21 protein-coding genes are annotated in these 22,958 nt (G+C 63.5%); 16 read left to right on the plus strand and 5 right to left on the minus strand.

Features of this window, described 5'->3' with window-relative positions; all coding sequences use genetic code 11:
• Window positions 1–3 precede the first annotated feature (3 nt).
• Genes LJD17_RS14275 through LJD17_RS14285 form a run of 3 tightly spaced genes read right to left on the minus strand, consistent with a single transcriptional unit; the run spans window position 4 to window position 2,143 of the window.
• A complete protein-coding gene (locus LJD17_RS14275) occupies window positions 4–543 on the minus strand; it encodes a GNAT family N-acetyltransferase (protein WP_227384861.1) in 540 nt (179 codons plus the stop codon).
• A 5-nt stretch (window positions 544–548) separates the two neighbouring features.
• Complete coding sequence (locus LJD17_RS14280; protein WP_264478411.1) at window positions 549–1,403, minus strand: prephenate dehydratase; 855 nt, start codon at window positions 1,401–1,403, stop codon at window positions 549–551.
• The gene (locus tag LJD17_RS14285) at window positions 1,400–2,143 is read right to left on the minus strand and encodes a 3-deoxy-manno-octulosonate cytidylyltransferase (protein ID WP_227384862.1); all 744 of its coding nucleotides are present in this window, start codon (window positions 2,141–2,143) and stop codon (window positions 1,400–1,402) included. The genes LJD17_RS14280 and LJD17_RS14285 overlap by 4 nt, the downstream gene beginning before the upstream one ends.
• Before the next feature lie 261 nt (window positions 2,144–2,404).
• Here LJD17_RS14285 and LJD17_RS14290 point away from each other — a divergent pair, with 261 nt between their 5' ends.
• The 16 genes from LJD17_RS14290 (at window position 2,405) to LJD17_RS14365 (ending at window position 20,632) form a co-directional block, all read left to right on the plus strand.
• Window positions 2,405–2,947 (plus strand): c-type cytochrome, encoded by a 543-nt coding sequence (locus LJD17_RS14290; RefSeq protein ID WP_227384863.1) that lies wholly within the window; start codon window positions 2,405–2,407, stop codon window positions 2,945–2,947.
• Window positions 2,948–3,085: 138 nt separating this feature from the next.
• Window positions 3,086–4,927 carry an extracellular solute-binding protein gene (locus LJD17_RS14295; protein WP_406600812.1) on the plus strand — a complete coding sequence of 614 codons (1,842 nt, stop codon included), beginning with the start codon at window positions 3,086–3,088 and terminating at the stop codon, window positions 4,925–4,927.
• Window positions 4,924–6,801, plus strand: a complete 1,878-nt coding sequence (locus LJD17_RS14300; protein WP_227384864.1) for an extracellular solute-binding protein — start codon at window positions 4,924–4,926, stop codon at window positions 6,799–6,801. The genes LJD17_RS14295 and LJD17_RS14300 overlap by 4 nt, the downstream gene beginning before the upstream one ends.
• Before the next feature lie 2 nt (window positions 6,802–6,803).
• Complete coding sequence (locus LJD17_RS14305) at window positions 6,804–7,208, plus strand: DUF4260 domain-containing protein (protein ID WP_227384865.1); 405 nt, start codon at window positions 6,804–6,806, stop codon at window positions 7,206–7,208.
• Window positions 7,208–8,308, plus strand: a complete 1,101-nt coding sequence (locus LJD17_RS14310; protein WP_227384866.1) for a microcin C ABC transporter permease YejB — start codon at window positions 7,208–7,210, stop codon at window positions 8,306–8,308. Before LJD17_RS14305 ends, LJD17_RS14310 begins: the two co-directional genes overlap by 1 nt.
• Window position 8,309: 1 nt before the next feature.
• Window positions 8,310–9,476 carry an ABC transporter permease gene (locus LJD17_RS14315; protein ID WP_227384867.1) on the plus strand — a complete coding sequence of 389 codons (1,167 nt, stop codon included), beginning with the start codon at window positions 8,310–8,312 and terminating at the stop codon, window positions 9,474–9,476.
• Complete coding sequence (locus tag LJD17_RS14320; protein WP_227384868.1) at window positions 9,473–11,101, plus strand: ABC transporter ATP-binding protein; 1,629 nt, start codon at window positions 9,473–9,475, stop codon at window positions 11,099–11,101. Before LJD17_RS14315 ends, LJD17_RS14320 begins: the two co-directional genes overlap by 4 nt.
• A 4-nt stretch (window positions 11,102–11,105) precedes the next feature.
• Complete coding sequence (locus LJD17_RS14325) at window positions 11,106–12,116, plus strand: cation diffusion facilitator family transporter (protein ID WP_227384869.1); 1,011 nt, start codon at window positions 11,106–11,108, stop codon at window positions 12,114–12,116.
• Between the two features lie 63 nt (window positions 12,117–12,179).
• Window positions 12,180–13,400, plus strand: coding sequence for a phosphopentomutase (locus LJD17_RS14330; RefSeq protein WP_227384870.1), 1,221 nt, complete (start codon window positions 12,180–12,182; stop codon window positions 13,398–13,400).
• 151 nt (window positions 13,401–13,551) lie between these two features.
• Window positions 13,552–14,814 (plus strand): GTP cyclohydrolase II, encoded by a 1,263-nt coding sequence (locus LJD17_RS14335; protein ID WP_227384871.1) that lies wholly within the window; start codon window positions 13,552–13,554, stop codon window positions 14,812–14,814.
• A gap of 124 nt (window positions 14,815–14,938) precedes the next feature.
• Window positions 14,939–16,195, plus strand: coding sequence for a URC4/urg3 family protein (locus LJD17_RS14340; protein WP_227384872.1), 1,257 nt, complete (start codon window positions 14,939–14,941; stop codon window positions 16,193–16,195).
• A 36-nt stretch (window positions 16,196–16,231) separates the two neighbouring features.
• Window positions 16,232–16,861: a uracil phosphoribosyltransferase gene (gene upp / locus LJD17_RS14345; protein ID WP_227385200.1), complete on the plus strand. Its 630-nt coding sequence runs from the start codon at window positions 16,232–16,234 to the stop codon at window positions 16,859–16,861.
• A gap of 40 nt (window positions 16,862–16,901) precedes the next feature.
• On the plus strand, window positions 16,902–17,810 hold the full coding sequence (locus tag LJD17_RS14350; RefSeq protein ID WP_227384873.1) for a 2-dehydro-3-deoxygalactonokinase: 909 nt from the start codon (window positions 16,902–16,904) through the stop codon (window positions 17,808–17,810).
• Between the two features lie 168 nt (window positions 17,811–17,978).
• Entirely contained in the window at window positions 17,979–19,361 is a 1,383-nt protein-coding gene (locus LJD17_RS14355; protein WP_227384874.1) for a leucyl aminopeptidase family protein, read from the plus strand.
• Window positions 19,362–19,436: 75 nt separating this feature from the next.
• Window positions 19,437–19,784: a MarR family transcriptional regulator gene (locus LJD17_RS14360; RefSeq protein WP_227384875.1), complete on the plus strand. Its 348-nt coding sequence runs from the start codon at window positions 19,437–19,439 to the stop codon at window positions 19,782–19,784.
• Complete coding sequence (locus LJD17_RS14365; RefSeq protein WP_227384876.1) at window positions 19,781–20,632, plus strand: C40 family peptidase; 852 nt, start codon at window positions 19,781–19,783, stop codon at window positions 20,630–20,632. Before LJD17_RS14360 ends, LJD17_RS14365 begins: the two co-directional genes overlap by 4 nt.
• A 64-nt stretch (window positions 20,633–20,696) precedes the next feature.
• Here the strand turns inward: LJD17_RS14365 and LJD17_RS14370 are convergent, their stop codons facing one another.
• On the minus strand, window positions 20,697–21,638 hold the full coding sequence (locus tag LJD17_RS14370; RefSeq protein ID WP_227384877.1) for a 2-hydroxyacid dehydrogenase: 942 nt from the start codon (window positions 21,636–21,638) through the stop codon (window positions 20,697–20,699).
• A complete protein-coding gene (deoA, locus tag LJD17_RS14375; RefSeq protein ID WP_227384878.1) occupies window positions 21,635–22,957 on the minus strand; it encodes a thymidine phosphorylase in 1,323 nt (440 codons plus the stop codon). Before deoA ends, LJD17_RS14370 begins: the two co-directional genes overlap by 4 nt.
• Window position 22,958 lies beyond the last annotated feature (1 nt).

Genomic DNA, 22,958 nt, shown 5'->3' on the forward strand with positions numbered 1-22,958 from the left:
GCCTCAGGACAGCGCCGGGATCGGCTCGAACCTGTAGGCGATCTCGATGACGCTCTGCCCGCGCAGATCCAGCATCTGTTCCGGGCCGGGCGTGCCGCCGAGCCGCTCGTAGAATTGCCGCGCGGACTGGTTGTCCTTGAGGACCCAAAGCCCCGCGGAAGAAAAATTCTGCCGCCGGAGATGGTCGAAGAGACCTGCCATGAGACGGCGCCCGAGACCTTGCCGCTTGACCTTGTCGAGGAGGTAGAGCGCGTAGATTTCTGCAGCGGTATCCAACGGCACGGGTTCCTGCGACCGGGCCGGTCCGCCCTGCCCGAACCCCACGATCTCGCCGTCGCCGTCCCGCCCGACCAGGATCAGGGATTGCGGATGAGGAGCCTTGAGCATGCCCCGCCACATGCGTGTCCGATCCTCGACCGATAGCCCGGCGAGCGAGGCGGGATTGAGGAAGTCCTTGTAGGTTTCGCGCCAACCCTGCACATGCACCTGCGCGATGGCCTCGGCATCCGCTTCCGTCGCAGGCTCGATTCGATAGGTCGTCATCGAGATTACTCGGCCGCTTCCCTGACCTTCTCGCGGAAGGGACTGGCGGGGTAGACCCCGAGAATGCGCAACTCGCGGGAGAAGAAGTCGAGCTCCTCGAGCGCGCGCTTGAGGTTGGCATCGTCCGGGTGACCATCCACCTCGGCATAGAATTGCGTGGCGGTGAAATCGCCTTCCAGCATGTAGCTTTCCAGCTTCGTCATGTTGATGCCGTTTGTCGCGAACCCGCCGAGCGCCTTGTAGAGAGCCGCCGGAATATTGCGGACCCGGAACACGAAGCTGGTGACGACGGGGCCGCTTTCCGCGGGCGCCCATTGCGGCGTCTTGGACAGGATCACGAAACGCGTGGTGTTGTGGGCCTCGTCCTCCACGTCCTCGGCCAGGATCTTCAAGCCGTAGATCTTGGCGGCCATGCGCGGCGCGAGGGACGCCCGCGTTCTGTCCTTCCACTCCGCGACCTCGCGGGCGGAGCCGGCGGTATCGCCGGCCACATGGGCCTTCAGTCCGAGCTTGCGGATGATCTTCCGGCATTGGCCGAGCGCGTGCACATGGCTGTGCACGCTCTTGATGGTGCCGAGATCGGCCTCCGGCAGGCTCATGAGCTGGAAATGGATGGGCAGGAAATGCTCGCCGACGATGTGCAGCCCGGACGTCGGCAAGAGGTGATGGATATCCGCCACGCGACCGGCGATGGAGTTCTCGATGGGGATCATCCCGAGACCCGCCTGCCCCTCGTTAACGGCCGCGAAGGCATCCTCGAAGGTCGGGCACGGCAGAACCGTCCAATCGGGATACACCTCCTCGCAGGCGATGTGCGAATTGGCTCCCGGCTCTCCCTGGAACGAAATGATCTTGTTCATGATGATCTCCGGCCCGCGATGATGACGCGCGCGCGTTCAAGGTCCTCGAAAGTGTCGACGCCGAGCGGGACATCGTCCACGACCACGGCGTCGATGCGCATGCCCGCCTCGATCGCGCGAAGCTGCTCCAGCTTTTCCCGCTTCTCCAGGGTCGAAGGGGACAATCCCACGAACCGCTGCAGGGCCTTGCGGCGATACGCGTAGAGCCCGATGTGGTGGTAGAGCGGACCGTCTCCGTACGGGGCGGTCGCGCGGGTAAAGTAGAGCGCTCTGAAATGATCCGGCGCGACTTCGCTGCCGATCATCTTCACCACGTGGGGGTTCGTGCGCTCCTCCTCCCGGTCGATGACCGCCACGAGGGTCGCGATGTCGACGGAACTGTCGGACAGAGGCGCGACCGAGGCGGCGACGGCGGCGGGATCGATGGTCGGCAGGTCGCCCTGGACGTTGACCACCACGTCATGACGGCCCTCGGGGTCGATCTTTTCCACAGCCTCGAAGATCCGGTCGGATCCTGACGCGTGATCGGCGCGGGTCATGACCGCGAGGCCGCCGGCCTTCGTGACGGCCTCCGCGATGGTCTCGGCATCGGTTGCGATGGCCACGGGACCGATCTGCGCCTCCATGGCGCGCCTCCACACATGGACGATCATCGGTTCTCCGCCGATGTCGGCAAGAGGCTTGTTGGGCAATCGTGTTGCGGAAAGGCGGGCGGGAATCAGGACAATGGGATCGGACATGATACGTTCGGGGCCAGTGATGGGGGTCCTTAGCAAGGCCGCTCCGCTTTGTCATGGGCCCCGGGGCCGGGCGGGAAAAAGCGCCGGGACACAGAATTGACGGCCATGCGACCACGAGACCGGTCAAAAGCCGCTGAACCCCATTGTCAAACCCCCATCTCTGCGGCTAAGCAACGCCACGGTCGCGGGCACCCCGCCCGCGCGCCTTTACGTTTCGTCGCGCCGGTTCCGCCGCAGGTTAAGGCGAGGAGAGCCTGATTCATGAATATCGAGACCAATAAGATCGCGGGCGCCGTTTTTGGGACGCTGCTCTTCGTGGTCGGCGTCAATGTCATCGCCAGCGGCGTGTTCTCGCCGAAGAGGCCCGCCGTTCCGGGCTATGATCTTCCGGCTCCCGAGGAGACCGCAGGCGGCGGCGCAGCAGCTCCGGCCGCCGCAGCCCAGCCCCTTCCGGTTCTCCTGGCGAAAGCCGATCCGGCGAAGGGCCAAGCCGCGGCGAAGAAGTGCCAGGCCTGCCACAGCTTCGAGAAGGGCGGACCGAACAAGGTCGGCCCGGATCTCTTCGGCGTCGTGGGCCGCCCGGTCGCCTCGCATGAGGGCTTCAACTATTCCGGCGCCCTGAAAGCCAAGGGCGGCAACTGGACCTATGAAGATCTCGACCACTTCATCAACAACCCGAAGCAGTACGTGCCCGGCACGCTGATGGCCTTCGCGGGCATCGCCAAGCCCGAGGAGCGCGCCGATATTCTGGCTTATCTCCGGTCGCTTTCGGACAGTCCGGTCGCGTTCCCGGCCGCCCAGTAATTCCGACCTGCCGATTATTTTTCTCCAAAGCCGGGCTCCAAGCCCGGCTTTTGTTTTGGCCGGGTGCCCTTGCACTCGTCCCATTGTGGACAAAAATGTATCGACTTGTGAAAGACGCCTCACACTCAGGAGTGCCTTGTGATCCGTCCCATCCTGCTGAGCCTGCTCGCCTGCCTGTCATTCTCGACCGTCTTGGCACAGGAGGCTCCCTGGAGACACGGAGCGGCCCTGCTGGGCGAGCCGAAATACCCTCCTGATTTCAAGCATTTCGACTATGTGAACCCGAACGCCCCCAAGGGTGGCCTCGTGCGTTTCGGCGTTCAGGGGACCTTTGACAGCTTCAACATCGCCGTGGCGGGCGTGAAGGGCTCGCCGGAGGCCGGACTGGGGCTCGTCTACGAGACCCTGGTGACCTCTTCCCTGGATGAGCCGAGCGCCACCTATGGGCTCCTGGCCGAGGCGTTCTCCTATCCGGAGGATTACTCGTCGGTGACGTTCCGGCTCCGTCCCGAGGCGAAATGGAACGACGGCAAGCCCGTCACCGCCGACGACGTGATCTTTTCGTTCGAGGTCCTGAAAGCCAACAGCCCGACCTACGCGTTCTACTACAAGAACGTCGAGAAGGCGGAAAAGCTGGGCGAGCGGGAGATCCGGTTCGTGTTCGACGAGAAGGGCAACCGCGAGCTGCCGCAGATCATGGGCCAGCTTCTCATTCTTCCCAAGCATTGGTGGGAAGGCACGACGCCTGACGGACGCAAGCGGGACATCACGCAGACGGGCCTTGAGCCGCCGCTCGGCTCCGGGCCCTACCGGCTCAAGAGCTTCGATGCAGGCCGCAATTCGACCTATGAACGGGTGAAGGATTATTGGGGCGCCGGCGTGAACGTGAATGTCGGCCAGAACAACTTCGACGAGGTCCGTTACGAATACTATCGCGACGCCACCGTTCTGCTGGAAGCCTTCAAGGGCGACCGGATCGACTTCCGGGTCGAGAACAGCGCCCGCAACTGGGCGACGGGCTACGATTTTCCGGCGCGCCAGCAGGGCAAGGTCATTCTGGAGGAATTTCCGAACCGGACATCCGGCGTGATGCAGGCCTTCGTGCTCAATCTGCGCCGCGACAAATTCAAGGATCAGCGCGTCCGGCGCGCATTCAACCTCGCGTTTCCGTTCGAGGAGATCAACCGAACGATTTTCTCCGGCCAATACGAGCGGATCGGAAGCTATTTCCAGGGTCTCGATCTCGCTTCTTCGGGTTTGCCCGAGGAGAAGGAACGCGCGATCCTGGAATCGATCAAGGACAAGATTCCGGCCGAAGTCTTCACCACGCCCTACAAAAATCCGGTGAGCGACACGACCGATGCGGTGCGTGCCAACCTTCGCGAAGCGGACCGTCTGCTGCGGGAAGCCGGCTGGGAGCTGAAGGATCGCCGCCGCGTCAACGCCAAGGGAGAGACGCTGACAGTGGAGCTCCTCGGCGACACCCCGAACGACGAGCGGGTCTATCTCCCCTACAAGGCTTCTCTCGACCGCCTCGGCATCGTCACGACGGTGCGTATCGTGGACGATGTTCAGTACGTCAACCGCACCCGCTCCTTCGACTTCGACATCGCCGGCGGCATCTGGGTGCAGTCGCAATCGCCCGGAAACGAGCAGCGCGAGTTCTGGGGCTCCCAGGCGGCCCGGCGGGAAGGATCGCGCAATCTCCCGGGCATCAGCGATCCCGGTGTCGACGCCCTGATCGACCGCGTGATCTTCGCCAAGGACCGCGAGGAACTGGTTGCGGCCACGAAGGCGCTGGACCGGGTGCTTCTTGCCCATGACTACGTCGTCCCTCAATGGACTTATGGCAAGCAGCGCACGGCCCGGTGGGATCGGTTCAGCCGCCCGGAGACGATGCCCCGCTACGGCGCGTCCGCATTCCCGACGATCTGGTGGTTCGACGCGGCGAAGGCCGCCAAGACGGGAGCGGTGCGATGACCACACCCACGCGCAGAACCGTTCTGCTCGGCAGCGCCGCGGCTGCGTTTCTCACGTCCCGATCCGGATCGGGTTTCGCGCAATCGGGCGAGGCTCCATCGGACGGTGTCGAACAGCACGGCTTGTCCAGCTTCGGCGATCTCAAGTATCCGCCGGACTTCAAGCATTTCGACTACGTGAACCCGCATGCCCCGAAGGGCGGAACGCTGGCGATCCAGATCAAGCAGGGCGTCGGCAACCAGAACTTCGACACGTTCAACACGCTGAACGTCTATGTCCTCCAAGGGGACGGCGCGGCCGGAATGACCGGAACCTTCGACAGCCTCATGGCGGGCTCGGGCGACGAGCCCGACGCTCTCTATGGTCTTGTCGCCCGCGCCGTGCGCGTGTCCGATGACAAGCGCACCTATCGTTTCCTGCTCCGGCCGGAGGCGCGGTTTCACGACGGCTCTCCGCTGACGGCCAGGGACGCCGCCTTCTCCTTCAATATCCTCAAGGAGAAAGGGCATCCGACCTTTCGTCTCCTCCTGACCCAACTGGAAAGCGCGGAGGCGGAAAGCGACGGCGTTCTGCGCGTCCAGCTCGCTCCGAAGCGCAACCGGGACCTGCACCTCGTGATCGGCGGGCTGCCGATCTTTTCCCAGGCTTACTGGAAGGACAGGAATTTCGAAGCCTCCACCCTGGAGCCGCCGCTCGGATCGGGTCCGTACAAGGTCGGACATTTCGAGCAGGGCCGTTTCATCGAGTTCGAGCGCGTGGCGGATTACTGGGCGAAAGACTTGCCGGTCAATGTCGGGCAGAACAACTTCGACCGCATCCGTTACGAGTATTTCCGCGACCGCGTCGTGGCCTTCGAGGCGTTCAAGAACGGAACGCTGAACTTCAACGAGGAATTCACGTCCCGCACCTGGGCGACCGGTTACGATTTTCCCGCGATCCGTGAAGGCCGCGTGAAAAAGGAGGAGATCCCGAACGACGCTCCTTCGGCGATTCAGGGATGGTACTTCAACACGCGCCGCGATGCCTTCAAGGATCCCCGCATTCGGGAAGCCATCGGGCTCGCCTTCGATTTCGAATGGACGAACACCAACATCATGTATGGCGCTTACGAGCGCCTCACCTCCTATTTCGAAAACTCGGACATGAAGGCGAGCGGCATGCCCTCTCCCGAGGAAATCGCGCTCCTCGAACCCTTCCGTGACAAGCTTCCGTCGTCCGTTTTCGGCGAGCCCTACACACCGCCGGGTTCGGACGGCTCGGGACAGGATCGCCGCCTGCTGCGCCGGGCCGACGAACTCCTGCGCGAGGCTGGATGCAAGCGGGACGGCGGCGTGCTCAAGCTGCCGAACGGCCAGCCCTTCACGATCGAGTTTCTGGACTTTCAGGCGGCCTTGCAGCCCCATACGCAGCCGTTTCAGGCCAATCTGAAGCGTCTGGGCATCAATGCGCAATCGCGCATCGTGGATGCCGCCCAGTATCAGCGCCGGATGGAAGCCTATGACTTCGACATGGCGTCCCGCGCCCTATCGGGCTCGGCGACGCCGGGAGATTCACTCAGGGTCGTGTATGGGTCCGAAGCCGGCAAGGCACCCGGCTCCTACAACATTGCGGGGATCGCCAACCCGGCCGTCGATGCCCTCGTGGACATCATCGGGTCGGCCGATACCCGGCAGGAGCTCGTGATCGCCTGTCGCGCCCTCGACCGCGTTCTGCGCGCGAACCATTACTGGGTGCCCATGTGGTTCAAGCCGACCACATGGGTCGCCTACTGGGACATGTTCTCTCGCCCGGAGACGAAGCCCCGGCTGGGCTCGGGCGCGCCCGGAACATGGTGGTACGACGCCGAAAAGGCTCGGCGGATCGGGAGAGGCTAGGCTTGACCGCCGTTGGAAGCGTAGCAGCGGTTCGGGGCGCCCCCCGCCAGATCCTTCGCCTCGAAGGCGCGGCCCTTTTCCTTCTGGCAACGATCGGTTTCGGCCTGACCGGACTGTCCTGGTGGCTCTTCGTCGTCCTGTTTCTGGCCCCCGATCTCGGGCTCATCGGGTATCTCGCAGGTCCTCAGAAGGGGGCTATCCTCTACAACGCGCTTCATTCTACCATTGCGCCCGCCCTCCTTGCGGGATGCTGGTTCCTCGTCCGGGAGCCGCTTCTCGCGGGATTGGCCGCCATCTGGGCGGCACACATCGGATTCGACCGCACGTTAGGATATGGATTGAAATACGCGTCTGCTTTCGGTGACACCCATCTTGGCCGCATCGGCCGGCGGCAGGGGGGCGCCTGATGCTCGCCTATATCGCACGCCGCATTCTTCTCATGATTCCGACGCTGCTCGGCATCATGTTGATTTCCTTCGTCATTGTGCAATTCGCTCCCGGCGGTCCGGTGGAGCGCGTCATCGCCCAGCTTCAGGGACAGGATTCCGGAGCCACGTCGCGGATTTCCGGTGGAGGAAGCGATTTCTCCGGCGGACAGAATACCGGCGGCGGCGAAACATCCTCGCGCTATCGCGGAGCGCAGGGCCTCGATCCGCAATTCATCAAGCAGCTCGAAGTGCAGTTCGGCTTCGACAAACCCGCTCCCGAGCGCTTTCTCAAGATGCTGTGGGATTATAGCCGTTTCGATTTCGGCAAGAGCTATTTCCGCGACATTTCCGTGTTGCAGCTCATCAAGGAGAAGCTCCCGGTTTCCGTCAGCCTCGGCCTCTGGATGACCGTGCTGTCCTACGCGATCTCGATTCCTCTCGGGATCCGCAAGGCCGTGAAGGATGGTACCGCGTTCGATATCTGGACGTCCGGCGTCGTGATCGTCGGCTATGCGATCCCGGGATTCCTCTTTGCGATCCTTCTGATCGTTCTCTTCGCCGGCGGATCGTTCTGGCAGATCTTTCCGTTGCGCGGCCTGACCTCTGAGAACTGGGATCAGTTGTCCGTCGGTGGAAAGATCGTCGACTACTTCTGGCACATCGCCCTGCCGATCACCGCCATGGCCCTCGGCGCCTTCGCCACCTCGACATTGCTGACCAAGAACTCGTTCCTCGACGAGATCCGCAAGCAGTACGTGCTGACGGCGCGCATGAAAGGATTGTCCGAGAGGCAGGTGCTCTACGGCCATGTCTTCCGCAATGCGATGCTCATCGTGATCGCCGGCTTTCCAGGCGCCTTCATCGGTGCGTTCTTCGCCGGCGCGCTGCTCATCGAGACGATCTTCTCCCTCGACGGTCTCGGGCTTCTCTCCTTCGAGTCGATCGTCAACCGCGATTATCCAGTGGTCTTCGCGAATCTCTACATCTTTTCCCTCGTAGGACTTGCGGTGAATCTGATTTCCGATCTGACCTACACGTGGATCGACCCGCGCATCGATTTCGAAACGCGAGAGGTGTGAGATGAACGAGAACGTTCCTGTCGCCTCTCCGGCCGCGAATGCCCCGGTTGCCCCGCCGCTGCCGCGGGAAGGCTTCATCCGCCTGTCGCCCCTCAACCGCCGTCGCTTCCAGAACTTCAAAGCCAACAGACGCGGCTATTGGTCTTTCTGGATCTTCATGGTCCTGTTTGTCCTGAGCCTGTTCGCGGAGTTCATCGCGAACGACAAACCCCTCCTCGTCTCCTACAAGGGCGAGCTGCTTTATCCCGTCTTCGTCGAGTACCCGGAAGAGAAGTTCGGCGGCTTCCTCGCACAGACCGACTATCGCGATCCCGTGATCGCCAAGGAAATCGCCGAGAACGGCTGGGCGCTCTGGGCACCGGTTCATTTCTCCTACAACACGCATAATCTGGACCTTCCGGTCCCGGCGCCCGCGCCCCCCACTTGGATGCTGACCGACGAGCAGTGCCGTCCGATCGCCGAGCGCACCGGCGGCACGGGATGCCGCGACATCGAGTGGAACTGGCTCGGCACCGACGACCAAGGCCGAGATGTCGTGGCACGGCTGATCTACGGCTTCCGGATCTCCGTCCTGTTCGGCCTGATCCTCGCCGGGATCTCATCGGTGATCGGCGTTCTGGCGGGCGCGATCCAGGGCTATTTCGGCGGTTGGGTCGATCTGCTCTTTCAGCGCTTCATCGAGGTCTGGACCGCGATACCGGCCTTGTATCTCCTCATCATCATTTCGGCGATCATCACACCGAGCTTCTTCGTGCTTCTCGGCATCCTTCTGCTCTTCTCCTGGGTGTCGCTCGTCGGCGTGGTGCGGGCCGAGTTCCTGCGGGCCCGCAACTTCGAATACGTGCGCGCCGCAAGAGCGCTTGGGCTGTCGAACGTGACGATCATGTTCAAGCATCTGCTCCCCAACGCCATGGTGGCGACGCTGACCTTCCTGCCGTTCATCCTCAACGGCTCCATCACGACGCTCACATCGCTCGATTTCCTGGGCTTCGGCCTGCCGCCAGGCTCTCCCTCCCTCGGCGAGATGCTGGCTCAGGGAAAAGCGAACCTGCAGGCGCCATGGCTCGGGTTGACCGGCTTTTTCGTGATTGCCCTGATGCTGAGCCTGCTGATCTTCGTCGGCGAGGCGGTGCGCGATGCTTTCGATCCGCGAAAGACCTTCCAATGACAGAACCGCTTCTCTCCGTTCAGGATCTGTCTGTCGCGTTCCGTCAGGACGGGCGCGAGATGCTGGCCGTCGATCATGTGTCCTTCGACATCAAGGCGGGCGAGACGGTCGCGCTGGTGGGCGAATCCGGGTCGGGTAAATCCGTCTCCGCCCTGTCGGTCCTGAAACTCCTGCCCTACCCGGCGGCCTCTCACCCATCGGGGCGGATCCTGTTCAAAGGGCAGGATCTCCTCACCGCCGACGAGAATGCGATGCGCCGCGTTCGCGGCAACGACATCACCATGGTGTTTCAGGAGCCGATGACCTCGCTCAATCCGCTGCACACCATCGAGCGGCAGATCGGCGAGATTCTAAAGCTCCACCGCGGTCTGTCGGATCGCGCCGCGCGCACGCGGACCCTCGAGCTTCTCTCCCTCGTCGGCCTTCGCGATGCGGAGAGCCGTCTCAATGCCTATCCGCACCAGCTCTCGGGCGGTCAGCGCCAGCGCGTGATGATCGCCATGAGCCTTGCCAACGAGCCGGATCTCCTGATCGCCGACGAGCCGACGACCGCCCTCGACGTCACGGTGCAGGCGCAGATCCTGAAGCTGCTTGCGGAGCTCAAGGGACGGCTCAACATGGCCATGCTTTTCATCACCCACGATCTCGGCATCGTGCGGAAAGTGGCGGATCGCGTGTGCGTCATGCTCAAGGGCCGGATTGTCGAGCACGGCACGGTCGCGGAGGTCTTCCGGAACCCGCAGCACCCCTATACGCAAAAGCTCCTCGCGGCCGAGCCCAAAGGCCGCGCCAATCCCGTTGCGACCGACGCACCGACCATCGTCGAAGCCGGACCCATCAAGGTGTGGTTTCCGATCAAGCGCGGCTTCATGCGAAAGACCGTGGGACACGTGAAGGCCGTGGACGGAATCTCCGTCCGTGTCCGCCAGGGCGAGACCGTGGGCGTGGTCGGCGAATCCGGATCCGGCAAGACCACGCTGGGTCTTGCCATTCTGCGTCTCGTCTCGTCGGAGGGTCCGGTGGTCTTCCTCGGCAACCGCATCGACACTCTCGGATCACGGGAGATCCGGCCCATGCGCAAGGATCTGCAGGTGGTCTTCCAGGATCCCTACGGCTCCCTGTCCCCCCGTCTCTCGGTGGCGGAAATCGTGGAAGAAGGCCTTCTCGTCCAGAACCGCGGCCTGTCCTACGATGACCGTCGGGCGGTCGTCGCCCGCGCGCTTGCCGATGTGGGGATCGACCCCGCCACCATGGATCGCTATCCGCATGAGTTTTCCGGGGGGCAGCGTCAACGCATCGCCATCGCGCGGGCCGTGGCCCTGGAGCCGCGCTTCATCATGCTGGACGAGCCGACCTCGGCTCTCGACATGTCGGTGCAGGCACAGATCGTCGAGCTGCTGCGCGATCTCCAGAAACGGCGCAATCTCGCCTACATGTTCATCAGCCACGACCTCAAGGTCGTGCGGGCCCTCGCCAACCACGTCATCGTCATGCAGAACGGCAAGGTTGTCGAAGAGGGAGCGGCTGAGGCGATTTTCAGCCGTCCCCAAACGGATTATACCCGGGCTCTCTTCGCCGCCGCCTTCAATCTGGAAGCGGACAGCCTGAACGCGGTCCGCGAGTGACACCATGCACAGCCATCACCATTCCGCCGGTCATTCCCACCACGGACATAGCCATGGTCATGGGCACTCCCATGGAGTAAGCCACGGCCGCGCCTTCGTGGTCGGCATCATCCTGAACCTCGGCTTCGTGGGCATTGAAGCCGCTTACGGATTCCTGGCGGGCTCCATGGCCCTTCTGTCGGATGCCGGCCATAACCTGAGCGACGTGCTGGGCCTCGCCATCGCCTGGGGCGCGGCCCTGCTGGCCAAGCGCAGCCGCACGGAGCGGTTCACCTATGGCCTGCGCTCAAGCTCCATCCTGGCGGCGCTCGCGAACGCACTGCTGCTTCTGGTCGCGACCGGCGGCATCGTGTGGGAGTCGATCCGGCGACTCATCGAGCCGGCGCCGGTCGCGGCCGGAACCGTCATGGTGGTCGCGGGCATCGGCATTCTGGTCAATGGATTCACCGCCTATCTTTTCATGAGCGGCAGCAAGGGCGACATCAACATTCGCGGCGCCTTTCTCCACATGGTCGCGGATGCCGCCGTGTCTCTCGGCGTCGTGCTGGCCGGTGCCATCATCCTCTGGACGGGAGCGACTTGGATCGACCCGTTCATCAGCCTCATCATCGCCCTCGTGATCGTCTGGACGACATGGGATCTGCTTCGTCAATCGGTGACCCTCTCCCTTCAGGGCGTGCCGAGCGGGATTTCCGTGCCTGAGGTGCAGAAGACGCTGGAAACCCTGCCGGGCGTCGCACGCGTGCATCATCTCCATGTCTGGGCCATGAGCACCACCGAGACAGCCCTCACGGTACATCTCGTGATGCCGGGCGGTCACCCCGGCGACCGGTTCCTCGCCGAGACGCAAAGAGAATTGAAGAAGCGCTTCGGCATCGGCCATGCGACGCTTCAAATCGAAATCAAGTCGGGGGACGGCCATCATCACGATCCCGGATGCCCCCTCGACGAACCGTCCAAGGCCCACGATCACGCTCATGACCATGCTCACGATCATGGTGATCATTCGCATTGATGGGTCGCGTCGGCCGCCCCTATGACGTATCACGCGTGATCTCTACGCTCTGAAGGATTTCCCATGTCCCGTGCCCTTGTCATCGTGCTCGATTCCGTCGGTATCGGCGGCGCGGAAGATGCGCCTGCTTACGGCGATGAAGGCGCCGACACGGTCGGTCACATCGCCGAGGCCTGCGCCGCGGGGCGCGGGGATCGCCCGGGCCTGCGGGAAGGCGCTCTGCAACTCCCGTATCTGGCATCGCTCGGTCTTGGTCTCGCCTGCGAAGCCTCGACCGGACGGATGCCGCCGGACCTTGCTCCGCAGGGCGAACCGAAGGGCGCCTGGGGCTTCGGGGTCGAGACGTCGAAGGGCAAGGACACGCCTTCCGGACACTGGGAGATCGCCGGCGTTCCGGTGGATTTCGACTGGGGCTACTTCCCCAACGTGGAGCCGACCTTCCCCAAGACGCTCACGGACGCCATCATCGAACAAGGCAACCTTCCCGGCATCCTCGGCAACAAGCATGCCTCGGGAACCGTGATCATCGACGAATACGGCGCCGAGCATGTGCGAACCGGCAAGCCGATCTGCTATACGTCGGTCGACAGCGTGCTTCAGATCGCAGCCCACGAGGAAAGCTTCGGCTTGGAGCGACTCTACGACCTGTGCCGCCTGGTCCGCGCCCTCTGCGATCCCTATCGGATCGGCCGCGTGATCGCCCGTCCCTTCGTCGGGACGCCGGAGACAGGCTTCAAGCGCACCGGCAATCGCAAGGACTTTGCGACCCTGCCTCCCTCGGACACCATTCTGGACACCCTCACCAAGGCCGGCAGGACCGTCGTGACGGTCGGCAAGATCGGCGACATCTTCGCCCATCGCAATACGGGCGAAGAACTCAAGCCGCACGGGAACGATGCATGCCTGAGCGCGGCCCTCAGCGCCATGAAGTATCTGCCGGACGGCGGCTTCGTGTTCGCCAATCTGGTGGATTTCGACAGCGAATACGGCCACCGCCGCGACATTCCAGGCTATGCGGCCGCCCTGGAGGCGTTCGATCGCCGCATTCCGGAGATCGAGGCGATCCTGCAACCCGGCGATCTCGTGATCATCACCGCCGACCATGGCAACGATCCGTCCTGGCAGGGCACCGATCACACCCGGGAGCACATCCCGATTCTCTGCTTCGGCCCCGCCATTCCGAAAGATCCCCTCGGGAGGCGCGAGAGCTTTGCGGACATCGGCGCAACGGTCCTGACCCATCTCGGCGTCAGCCATCTCGGCCGCGGCGATTCCTGGCTTTAGACGCCGCAAAGGGGATTCGTGACGCAGGGCATTCTCAGCCGTTGACGGCGCCGTAACTTTAGATCAGTCTCGTAGGGATCGTAAGGAGGCTCTCCGAGCGATCCGTCGAAAGATCCTTGGGGTGCCTTCCCGTTTTCGCGTGGAAGGTCATATGAACTCACCCAATCGTTCGACCCATATCCGGTTGACATCCCATCCTGAACCGAACGCGGCGACCTTCCGCCGACCGATCCACTGGGGGGCGGCCGACCCGCGCGAGCGTGGACCGATCATCGGTTCGGTCACCAATCCGGCCGACCGCAACGTGATCGGCGCCCATGGCGGCTCCTATTCGCTCTACCGGGCTCTCGCCATCTCGGCCCGCGCCCTCAACCCCCTCACCCGCCCGGACCTGCACAACACGCATCCGACGGCGGAAATCGGTCCCCATCCGCAGTGGTCGGAGCCCGGCCAGATCGTGTCCCTCGATCCCTGGGGCCACATGGTCGGACAGGTCTTTCACGAGGAGATCGCGGGCGGCGTCGACATTCGTCCGACGATCGCCATCACGAAGGCGCGGCTCAACATGCCCGAGATCCTGTCGGCCATGGGGGCGAAGCGGCTCGAAGCGGATGGCGGCGTCCTGCATGCTTCGGGCGACATTTCCGTCACGAAGATCGCCGTCGATCCGGTGTGGTATCTGCCGGGCGTCGCAGCCCGCTTCGGCTGCTCCGAAGGCGAGCTGCGGCGCACCCTGTTCGAGCAGACCGGGGGCATGTACCCGGAACTGGTGACGCGGCCGGACATGAGCATCTTTCTCCCGCCCATCGGGAACATCACGGTTTACGTCATCGGCGATGTGAGCGGACTTGGCGATCCGAAGCGCCGGATCGCCTGCCGCGTGCACGACGAATGCAACGGTTCGGACGTCTTCGGCTCCGACATCTGCACCTGTCGGCCTTATCTCGCGCACGGGATCGAGGAATGCGTGCGCGAGGCGCAGAGCGGGGGTGTGGGCGTGATCGCCTATAACCGCAAGGAAGGCAGGGCCTTGGGCGAGGTGACGAAGTTCCTCGTCTACAATGCGCGCAAGCGCCAGGAAGGCGGCGACTCCGCCGCAACCTATTTCGAGAGAACCGAGTGTGTGGCGGGCGTCCAGGACGCGCGCTTCCAGCAGCTCATGCCCGATGTTCTGCATTGGCTGGGCATCCGTCGCATCGACCGGCTGATGTCCATGTCCAACATGAAGTATGATGCCATCACCGGTTCGGGGATCGAGGTCGTGGAGCGCGTGCCCATTCCGGCGGAACTGGTCCCGCCCGACGCGCAGGTGGAGCTGGAAGCCAAGAAAGCCGCCGGCTACTACACACCGGAGGGTGCACCCGACTCCTCCAGTCTCGAGCAGGTCAAGGGGCGTGATCTTGAACGCTTCTGATGCGTGTCCCACAAACGCGAGGGGCCCTCGGCCTTAACCTTCTCCGCAATTGGTCCGGTGACAGGACGTCGCCGGATCCGCACTTATGCTATGGCTCCCCCCTCAAGGAGCATTGGAGTCCTGCGTGACGGATCAGCCGCCTTTGTCCCCCGAAACGGACGCCGCCCGAAGCCTTCTGCACGCTGCCGCCGTTCGCGAGCGTTCGCACCAGATCCTCGAGCACGGGCTTGCAGGAAAACTTCAACACTTCACCGTCGATCTCGGCAGGCTGGAGGCCTGCGCCGATGCGGTGGTAACGACGATCCGCGAAGCCTATCCGTCCCTCGAGATTCCGTTTCACGCCCGGTGGCGGCACTTCTCCGCGGGAGGGCATGACCGGTGGGATGCGGTCATGCATAGCGCCACATGGAGCGATGCGGAGCAGATGGCGCGCGCCGCGTTCGATCTTGCCATCGTGTCGGTCCTGCTCGACGCCGGTGCCGGGCCCCAATGGCGCTACGAGGAAGGCCGTACGGGAGACGTCTTCGCCCGTTCCGAGGGCCTCGCCGTGGCAAGCTTCGACATGTTCGTGAGCGGGATCTTCTCCAGTCGTGCCGACGATCCCTTCCGGGTCGATGCCGACGTCCTCGTCGGTCTTACGGCCGAAGATCTCGGAGAAGGTTTCCAGGTTTCCGGCAGCAACCCTCTGGTGGGCCTCGAAGGACGCGCGGCGCTTCTCAACCGCCTAGGAAGAACAGTTGCGACCAATCCCGATATTTTCGGCCAGCACGATGACCCGCGCCCGGGCGGGCTCTTCGACGTGATCGCAGCAACCGCGGATGATGACGGCCGGATTAAGGCTACCGCCATTCTGGACGCGCTCCTGACTTATCTTGGCCCTATCTGGCCGGGACGCATCAAGCTGGGAGGCATCGATCTCGGCGATACGTGGCATCACCCCCTCGTCGAGGCACACGATGCCACGAAAGGGCTGATTCCGTTCCATAAGCTGTCTCAATGGCTGAGCTACTCGCTCATCGAGCCACTCGAATGGGCAGGCTTTTCGGTCATCGAAATCGATGGCCTGACAGGCCTGCCGGAATATCGCAATGGCGGCCTTTTCCTGGATTCCGGTGTTCTGGCGTTGAAGGATCCGGGCGAAGCGGCTCGGCCGCACCCGGTTGATTCCACCCTTGTGGTGGAATGGCGAGCCCTGACGGTTGCCCTGCTCGACCGGATTGCCGAACCCATCCGACGGGCGCTAGGTTTGGAGGCGCAGGACTTCCCGCTCGCCAAAGTGCTTGAAGGCGGCACCTGGGCGACAGGACGCAGATTGGCTAAGGAGCGGCGTGGCGACAGTTCGCCCCCTCTGACCATCATCAGCGACGGAACGGTGTTTTAGATGAACGAGCATAAAACGATAAAGGGCGTACACAGCATGCAGGGCGTTACCGTAGTCGATCACCCGCTTGTCCAGCACAAGCTGACGCTCATGCGCGAGAAGGAACGTTCCACAAAGGGGTTTCGCCAACTCCTCAATGAAATCGGAATGCTTCTCTGCTACGAGATTACCCGCGACCTGCCGGTGGAGCGGATCGAGATCGAGACTCCGCTCACCACGATGGAAGGCGTTCAGATCGCCGGCAAGAAGCTTGTTCTGGCCCCCATCCTGCGGGCGGGCGTGGGCTTTTTGGACGGTATGCTGACCCTCGTTCCCGCCGCCCGCGTAGCGCATATCGGCCTTTATCGCGATCCGGAGTCGCTCCAGGCGGTGGAATATTATTTCAAGGCCCCGTCTGACCTCGCCGACCGTCTGGTGCTGGTGCTCGACCCGATGCTGGCAACCGCCAATTCGGCGGTCGCGGCCATCGATCGCCTCAAGGAAAGAGGCGCGAAGGATCTGCGCTTCGTCTGTCTGCTCGCTGCGCCCGAAGGGATCGAGAAGCTGCGCGGTGCGCATCCCGATGTGCATATCTGGACGGCATCCATCGACGATCACCTGAACGATCACGGCTACATCATTCCCGGCCTCGGGGATGCGGGCGACCGCATGTACGGCACGCGCTGAGGATCATTCGCCGGGCAACTTTCACGAACGGATTCAGGCTTTGCGCTTCATCGTCGCCGACTGGGGAACGACCCGCTTCCGCGCCTATCTGGTCGAGAATGAGACCGTTCTCGACACCGTGTCGTCCGATGAAGGCGTGTCGGTCCTCGAGGCGGGCCAGCACCGGAACGTCTTTCTCGACCGGTGCGGACATTGGCTCAGGGCTGAGCCCGACGCACCGGTTCTGCTCGTGGGAATGGTCGGGAGCCGCGAAGGCTGGGTTGTGGCGCCCTATGCGTCCTGTCCGGCGGGCCCGGCCGAGATCGCCAAGGCCATGATCCCGGTCGATCTGAGCGACGGCCGCCAGGGACACATCGTGCCCGGCCTGTTCTGCGAGCCCGCGCCGGGGGCGGCGGATGTCATGCGGGGGGAGGAAACGCTGGCCCTCGGATCCGGCGTTGACGATGGGATCGTCTGCGCGGCCGGCACCCATCCCAAGTGGATCGTCATGAAGGGCGGCCGCATCGAGCGCTTCGCCACCTCGATGACGGGGGAAATGTACGCCCTCCTACGCGAGCATTCGATGATCGGTCGGCCGGCCACGGAACCGGAGGATCCGCGCGGGTTCGATCTGGGTCTTGATGCGGCGGAGCGGAACAATCCGGACAAAGGACAACCTGCGGGGCTCCTGCACCTGCTCTTCGAGGCTCGCGCCGCCGTCGTCTCCGGACGCATGGAGACGAACCTTCTCGGCCCTTACCTTTCGGGTCTGCTGACGGGCGATGAAGTCAACAGCGCCCTCGCGCAGTCACCACGCCCTTCCAAAGTGACCATTCTGGCCGACGCGCAGCGCGCCGAACTGTATATCCGGGCCTTGGCCCGCCATGGCGTTGCCGCGGAAGCGAAGACGTCGAGAAACGCTTTGATCGCGGGCCTTTTCCGGATCGTCAGACATGTCCGGTCCCTGTGACGGCAAGCGCGCCACCGTGACCGCGGGACAGCGTCCCTCCGTCTCATGCCGCCGATCAGGCATGCATCGGCGACGACGTGGTCTGCTCCACCGGGACTGGCACCCCGCTCATGGGTGCCCGATAATCCTTTCCTCGTCTTAAAGCTTCTCCTTCAGAGATTTCCCTTCATGCCTCATCCTCTGCTCGTCGCATCCGACACCCCGTCCCTCCCGATCTGGTTGGTGAACGACAAAAGCTGGCCTGCTGTCGCCGCGCAGCTTCCGGCTCAGGCGCAAGCCTTCGCGGCATCGCAAGGGTTCGAGGCGAAGGCTGGAACCCACTGCTTCCTCCCGGACCCGGACGGCAAGATCCTCGGGGTTGCGTTTGGCCTCGATGGGACGGACGCCAAGCGCGGCGATCCCTTCCTGCCCGGCAAGCTCGTGTCGATCCTGCCTGAGGGAACCTATCGGTTCGAGACGGACGCCGCCGATCCGGCGCTTGCCACTCTGGCCTGGCTCCTGGGAGCTTATTCATTCGACCGCTACCGCAAGCGCTCGCATAAAGCGGTTCGCCTTGCTCTTCCTCGCGGCGTCGACGGAGACGAGGTTTCGCGCATTGCGGAGGCGGTCGCCACGAGTCGCGACCTCATCAACACCCCGACGAGCGACCTGGGACCGGATGGAATCGAGGAAGCCGCGCGCAAGATCGCGGAGAAGCATGGCGCTGCTTTCACGAGCATCGTCGGCGACGATCTGCTGACGCAGAACTTTCCCATGATTCACGCGGTCGGGCGCGCCTCGGCGACGCCGCCGCGCCTGATCGATTTCACCTGGGGCAAGGCTGACGCTCCGCGCATTACCCTTGTCGGCAAGGGTGTGGCCTTCGACACCGGCGGCCTCGACATCAAGCCCGCTTCCTCCATGCTGATGATGCGCAAGGACATGGGCGGCTCGGCCGCCGCGCTCGCCCTCGCCGACATGATCATGGGAGCCAAGCTCCCGGTGCGCCTGCGGGTGCTGATTCCCGCCGTCGAGAACGCGATCTCCGCCAATGCATTCCGACCCGGCGACATCCTTCACAGCCGTAAGGGGCTGACGGTCGAGATCGGCAACACGGATGCGGAAGGCCGGCTCATTCTGGCGGACGCTCTGGCGTTGGCCGATGAGGAGAACCCTGATCTGGTGGTGGATTTCGCCACTCTCACGGGTGCCGCCCGCGTAGCGCTCGGACCGGATCTGCCTCCCTTCTATACGCATGACGATGCCCTTGCGGTCGACATTGCGCAGCAGGGAGAGGCCGTGAACGATCCGGTCTGGCGCATGCCTCTCTGGCAGCCCTACCACAGCCAGCTCGATTCAAAATATGCGGACATGAACAACACGGGCGGGCCGATGGCCGGATCCGTGACGGCAGCGCTTTTCCTGAGCCGCTTCGTGGCTGCCGCGAAGGCCTGGGTGCACTTCGACATCTTCGCCTGGAACAACACGACGCGTCCGGGCCGGCCCGAAGGCGCCGAGGTCCAGGCGGCCCGCCTGATGTATGCGCTGCTGAAGAAGCGCTACGCTTCCTAAAGCATACCGCCAGAATGGCGTTGCACCCGTCGGTTCGAGGCCGAATAATCCGCCTCCGAAACGATGGGTGCAGCGATGCCGGTCGAGTTGCGTGCGATCCAATCCCTCAAGCTCTGGCACGACGTTCACCTGGACCTCGTGCACGAAGGCAGCGATCTCTCCTCCAGGCAGATCGCCATCCTCCTGACCATCTATCTCGAACCGCCGCCCCACACGGTCCGAGGCCTGGCCAGAAAGCTGCAGGTCACCAAGCCTGTCATTACCCGTGCCCTCGACACCATGGGCAAGCTCGACCTGGTTTCCCGCCGCAGGGATGAGGCCGATCGGCGCAACGTGGTCATCCAGCGCACGGTTGCTGGCGCTCTGGCCGTGGAGCGGCTAGGAGACATGATCATCGCCCGTGCAAAGGAACTGCCCCTATGACCTTCGACCGCCGCATCACCCCCGTGCGGGCCGACCTGGCCGACGAGAAGCTGCGCGGCCAAGTGGACGCGGAGCGATTTTCCGCCGGAACGGCGCGGCGCGTCCTGGCCTCCTGCACCGCCGTGCATCGCAATCCCTCCCCTGACGCGCCGGTCGACACTCAGGCGATCTGGGGCGAAGGCGTCACGGTTTATGACGAGCATGAAGGGTGGGCCTGGGTCCAGCTGCACGACGACGGTTACGTGGGTTATGTCCGCAGCGCCGACCTGGGACCGCAGGGAGCGGAGCCTACCCACCGGGTGAGCGCCGTCCGTACCTTCGTTTATCCTGGTCCCAACCTGAAGCAGCCTCACGAGACATGGCTCACCCTCAACGCCAAGGTCGCCGTGTCGGGTTTTGAAGGGGATTACGCCCGGCTGGCCACAGGCGGCTTCGTCTTCGGTGCCCATCTCCGCACCCTCGGTGAATGGGATGCCGACTACGTCGCTGTCGCGGAGCGGCTTCTTCACACGCCCTATCTGTGGGGCGGCAAGACGAGTCTCGGGCTCGATTGCTCCGGCCTTGCACAGACGGCGTTGACCGCTGCCGGCATCAAGGCGCCGCGGGACAGCGACATGCAGGAGCAGCTCGGAACCCCGGTCGCCATCCTGCCCGATCTGTCAGGCCTGCGACGCGGCGATCTGATATTCTGGAAAGGCCATGTTGGTCTGATGACGGATGAAACGCATCTGCTTCATGCGACCGGGCACACCATGACCGTGACCGTGGAGCCCCTCTCCGTCGCGGAAGAACGGATCCGCCGCACGAGCTATGGACCGATCAGCGCCATCAAGCGCCTGTCGCGATAGGAGCGCCGATCACCGCAGCGATGCCGAGGTCGGTGCCGCGGGCGTCCGACCGCTCGGCCTGTCTTCAATAGCCGCGAGAGCGCTCCACGATGTTCTGGAAAGGCTCACCGGCCTCATGCCGACGTATCTGCTGCGCAATGTAACGCGCCGTCTTGTCCGGATCGCTGACGGCTGAGTTGTGAGGCGTCACGGTGACGCGAGGATGTGTCCAGAGCGGGGAATCCGTCGGCAGCGGCTCGACCTGAAACACGTCGAGAGTTGCAGCTTTCAGAATGCCGCGATCCAGAGCGGCGAGAATGTCGCTTTCCACCTGCAATCCGCCGCGGCCCACGTTGATCAGGATCGGTCCGCCGAGCTGCCCGTCCCGCGCGAGCTTCGCGAAGAGAGAAGCGTTCAGGATCCCTCTGGTCTCAGGCGTCAGAGGCATGAGGCTGACCAGGATATCCGTGCGGGCGAGAAACTTTTCGAGGCCCTCAGGCCCGGAAAAGATCTCGAAGCCCTGAACTGTTTTCGGCGTACGGCTCCAGCCGGCGACATCAAAGCCCATGAGTTGCAGCTTACGGGCCGCGTCCTGTCCCAGAACACCGAAACCCATGACGCCCACACGCACATCGCCGGCAATCGGAGGAGTGCGATCCGCATCCCATTGCTTGGCACGCTGGGCCGCATCGTAACGGCGCTGATCACGCAGATGCAGCAGGCAGTGCATCACGACGTACTCGCTCATGCGATGCGTGAGGTCATCCTGCGAAACCCGCACGATCGGCACGTCGGGAAGGTTGGGATATCCCATCAGGTGATCCACGCCGGCTCCCAGCGAGAAGATCGCTTCGAGCGCCGGCAGATCGGAGAGGCTCCCTGGCTTCGGCCCCCAGGTTGCCACGTAGCGCACGGCGCTCCGGTCGAACTCGTTTCCGAGCACGGCAACAGGATATTCCGGCAGATGAAGCTCGAACCGGTCGACCCATGGTTTTGGATCCCATGTCAGGGCAACGAGCAAGGTCACGTCGGCACTCCAATGCGCTCGAGAATCAGGTGTCCGGGATGTGGTGCGCTATCCCCAATCGTATAGGCAGCATGCACAGCCCGCTCGGCCGCCTGGGCCGCTTCTTCCGTTTGCGCATGGACAATGGCGAGCGGATGATCGTGATCGACGGCATCTCCGATGCCCGCCAAGTTCGTCAGCCCTACTGCGTGATCAACGGGATCCTGCGGACGGGTGCGCCCGCCCCCGAGGGCAACCACCGCGATGCCGACATCGCGCGTCGCAACGCGCTGCACGATCCCGGCCTTTTCCGCGTGGATCGCGCGAATGACAGGGGCTTTGGACAGATACTTGTCAGGACGCTCCAGCAGATCGGCCGGCCCGCCCAGCGCAACCACCATCCGTGCGAAGATCTCCGCGGCCTTGCCGGAAGAGATGGCCTGCTCGACACGTGCACGCGCCTCCGCCAGATTGTCGACGATCTTTCCGAGAACGAGCATCTCGGCGCAGAGTGCGACATTGATGTCATGGAAGCGCGGTTCCCGGCGCCTGCCGGTCAGGTAGTCCGCGATGTACGCAATCTCGACGGCGTTCCCGGCCGCGGATGCAAGCGATTCATTCATGTCCGTGAGAAGCGCGCTTGTCGGCAAGCCCGCACCATTTGCAACGAGCACGAGGCTTTCCGCCAATGCCCGTGCATCGGCAGGATTGTCCATGAAGGCTCCTGAACCGCATTTCACGTCCATGACGAGCCCCTGAAGCCCCGCCGCGAGTTTCTTCGACAGGATGGAGGCCGTAATAAGATCGACGGATTCCACCGTCGCCGTCACGTCACGGATGGAATAGAGCCGCTTGTCGGCCGGCGCGAGATCCGCCGTCTGACCGATGATCGCGCAGCCGATCTCCCGGGTGACACGCCGGAAGGTCTCGATATCGGGTTGGGACACATAGCCCGGAATGGAATCGAGCTTGTCGAGCGTACCGCCCGTATGCCCGAGGCCACGGCCGGAAATCATCGGAACATAGCCGCCGCACGCGGCCACGGCAGGCGCGAGCGCAAGACTGATCGTGTCACCGACACCGCCCGTCGAATGCTTGTCGAGCACGGGCCCCGGCAGGTCCCATGCGAGAACTTCGCCGGACTGCATCATCGCGCGTGTGAGCGCCACGCGCTCCTTGACGGAAAGGCCGCGAAAGAAGATCGCCATGGCAAACGACGCCGCTTGGCCTTCCGTTACCCTTCCAGAGGTCATTCCTTCGATGAAATCGTGGATATGCTCGGAATCGAGAGCGCCGCCGTCACGTTTACGACGAATGATTTCCTGAGGCAGAAGAGACATA

Origin of the sequence: Microvirga rosea, assembly GCF_020595095.1 — a bacterium.
GTDB classification, from domain to species: domain Bacteria; phylum Pseudomonadota; class Alphaproteobacteria; order Rhizobiales; family Beijerinckiaceae; genus Microvirga; species Microvirga rosea.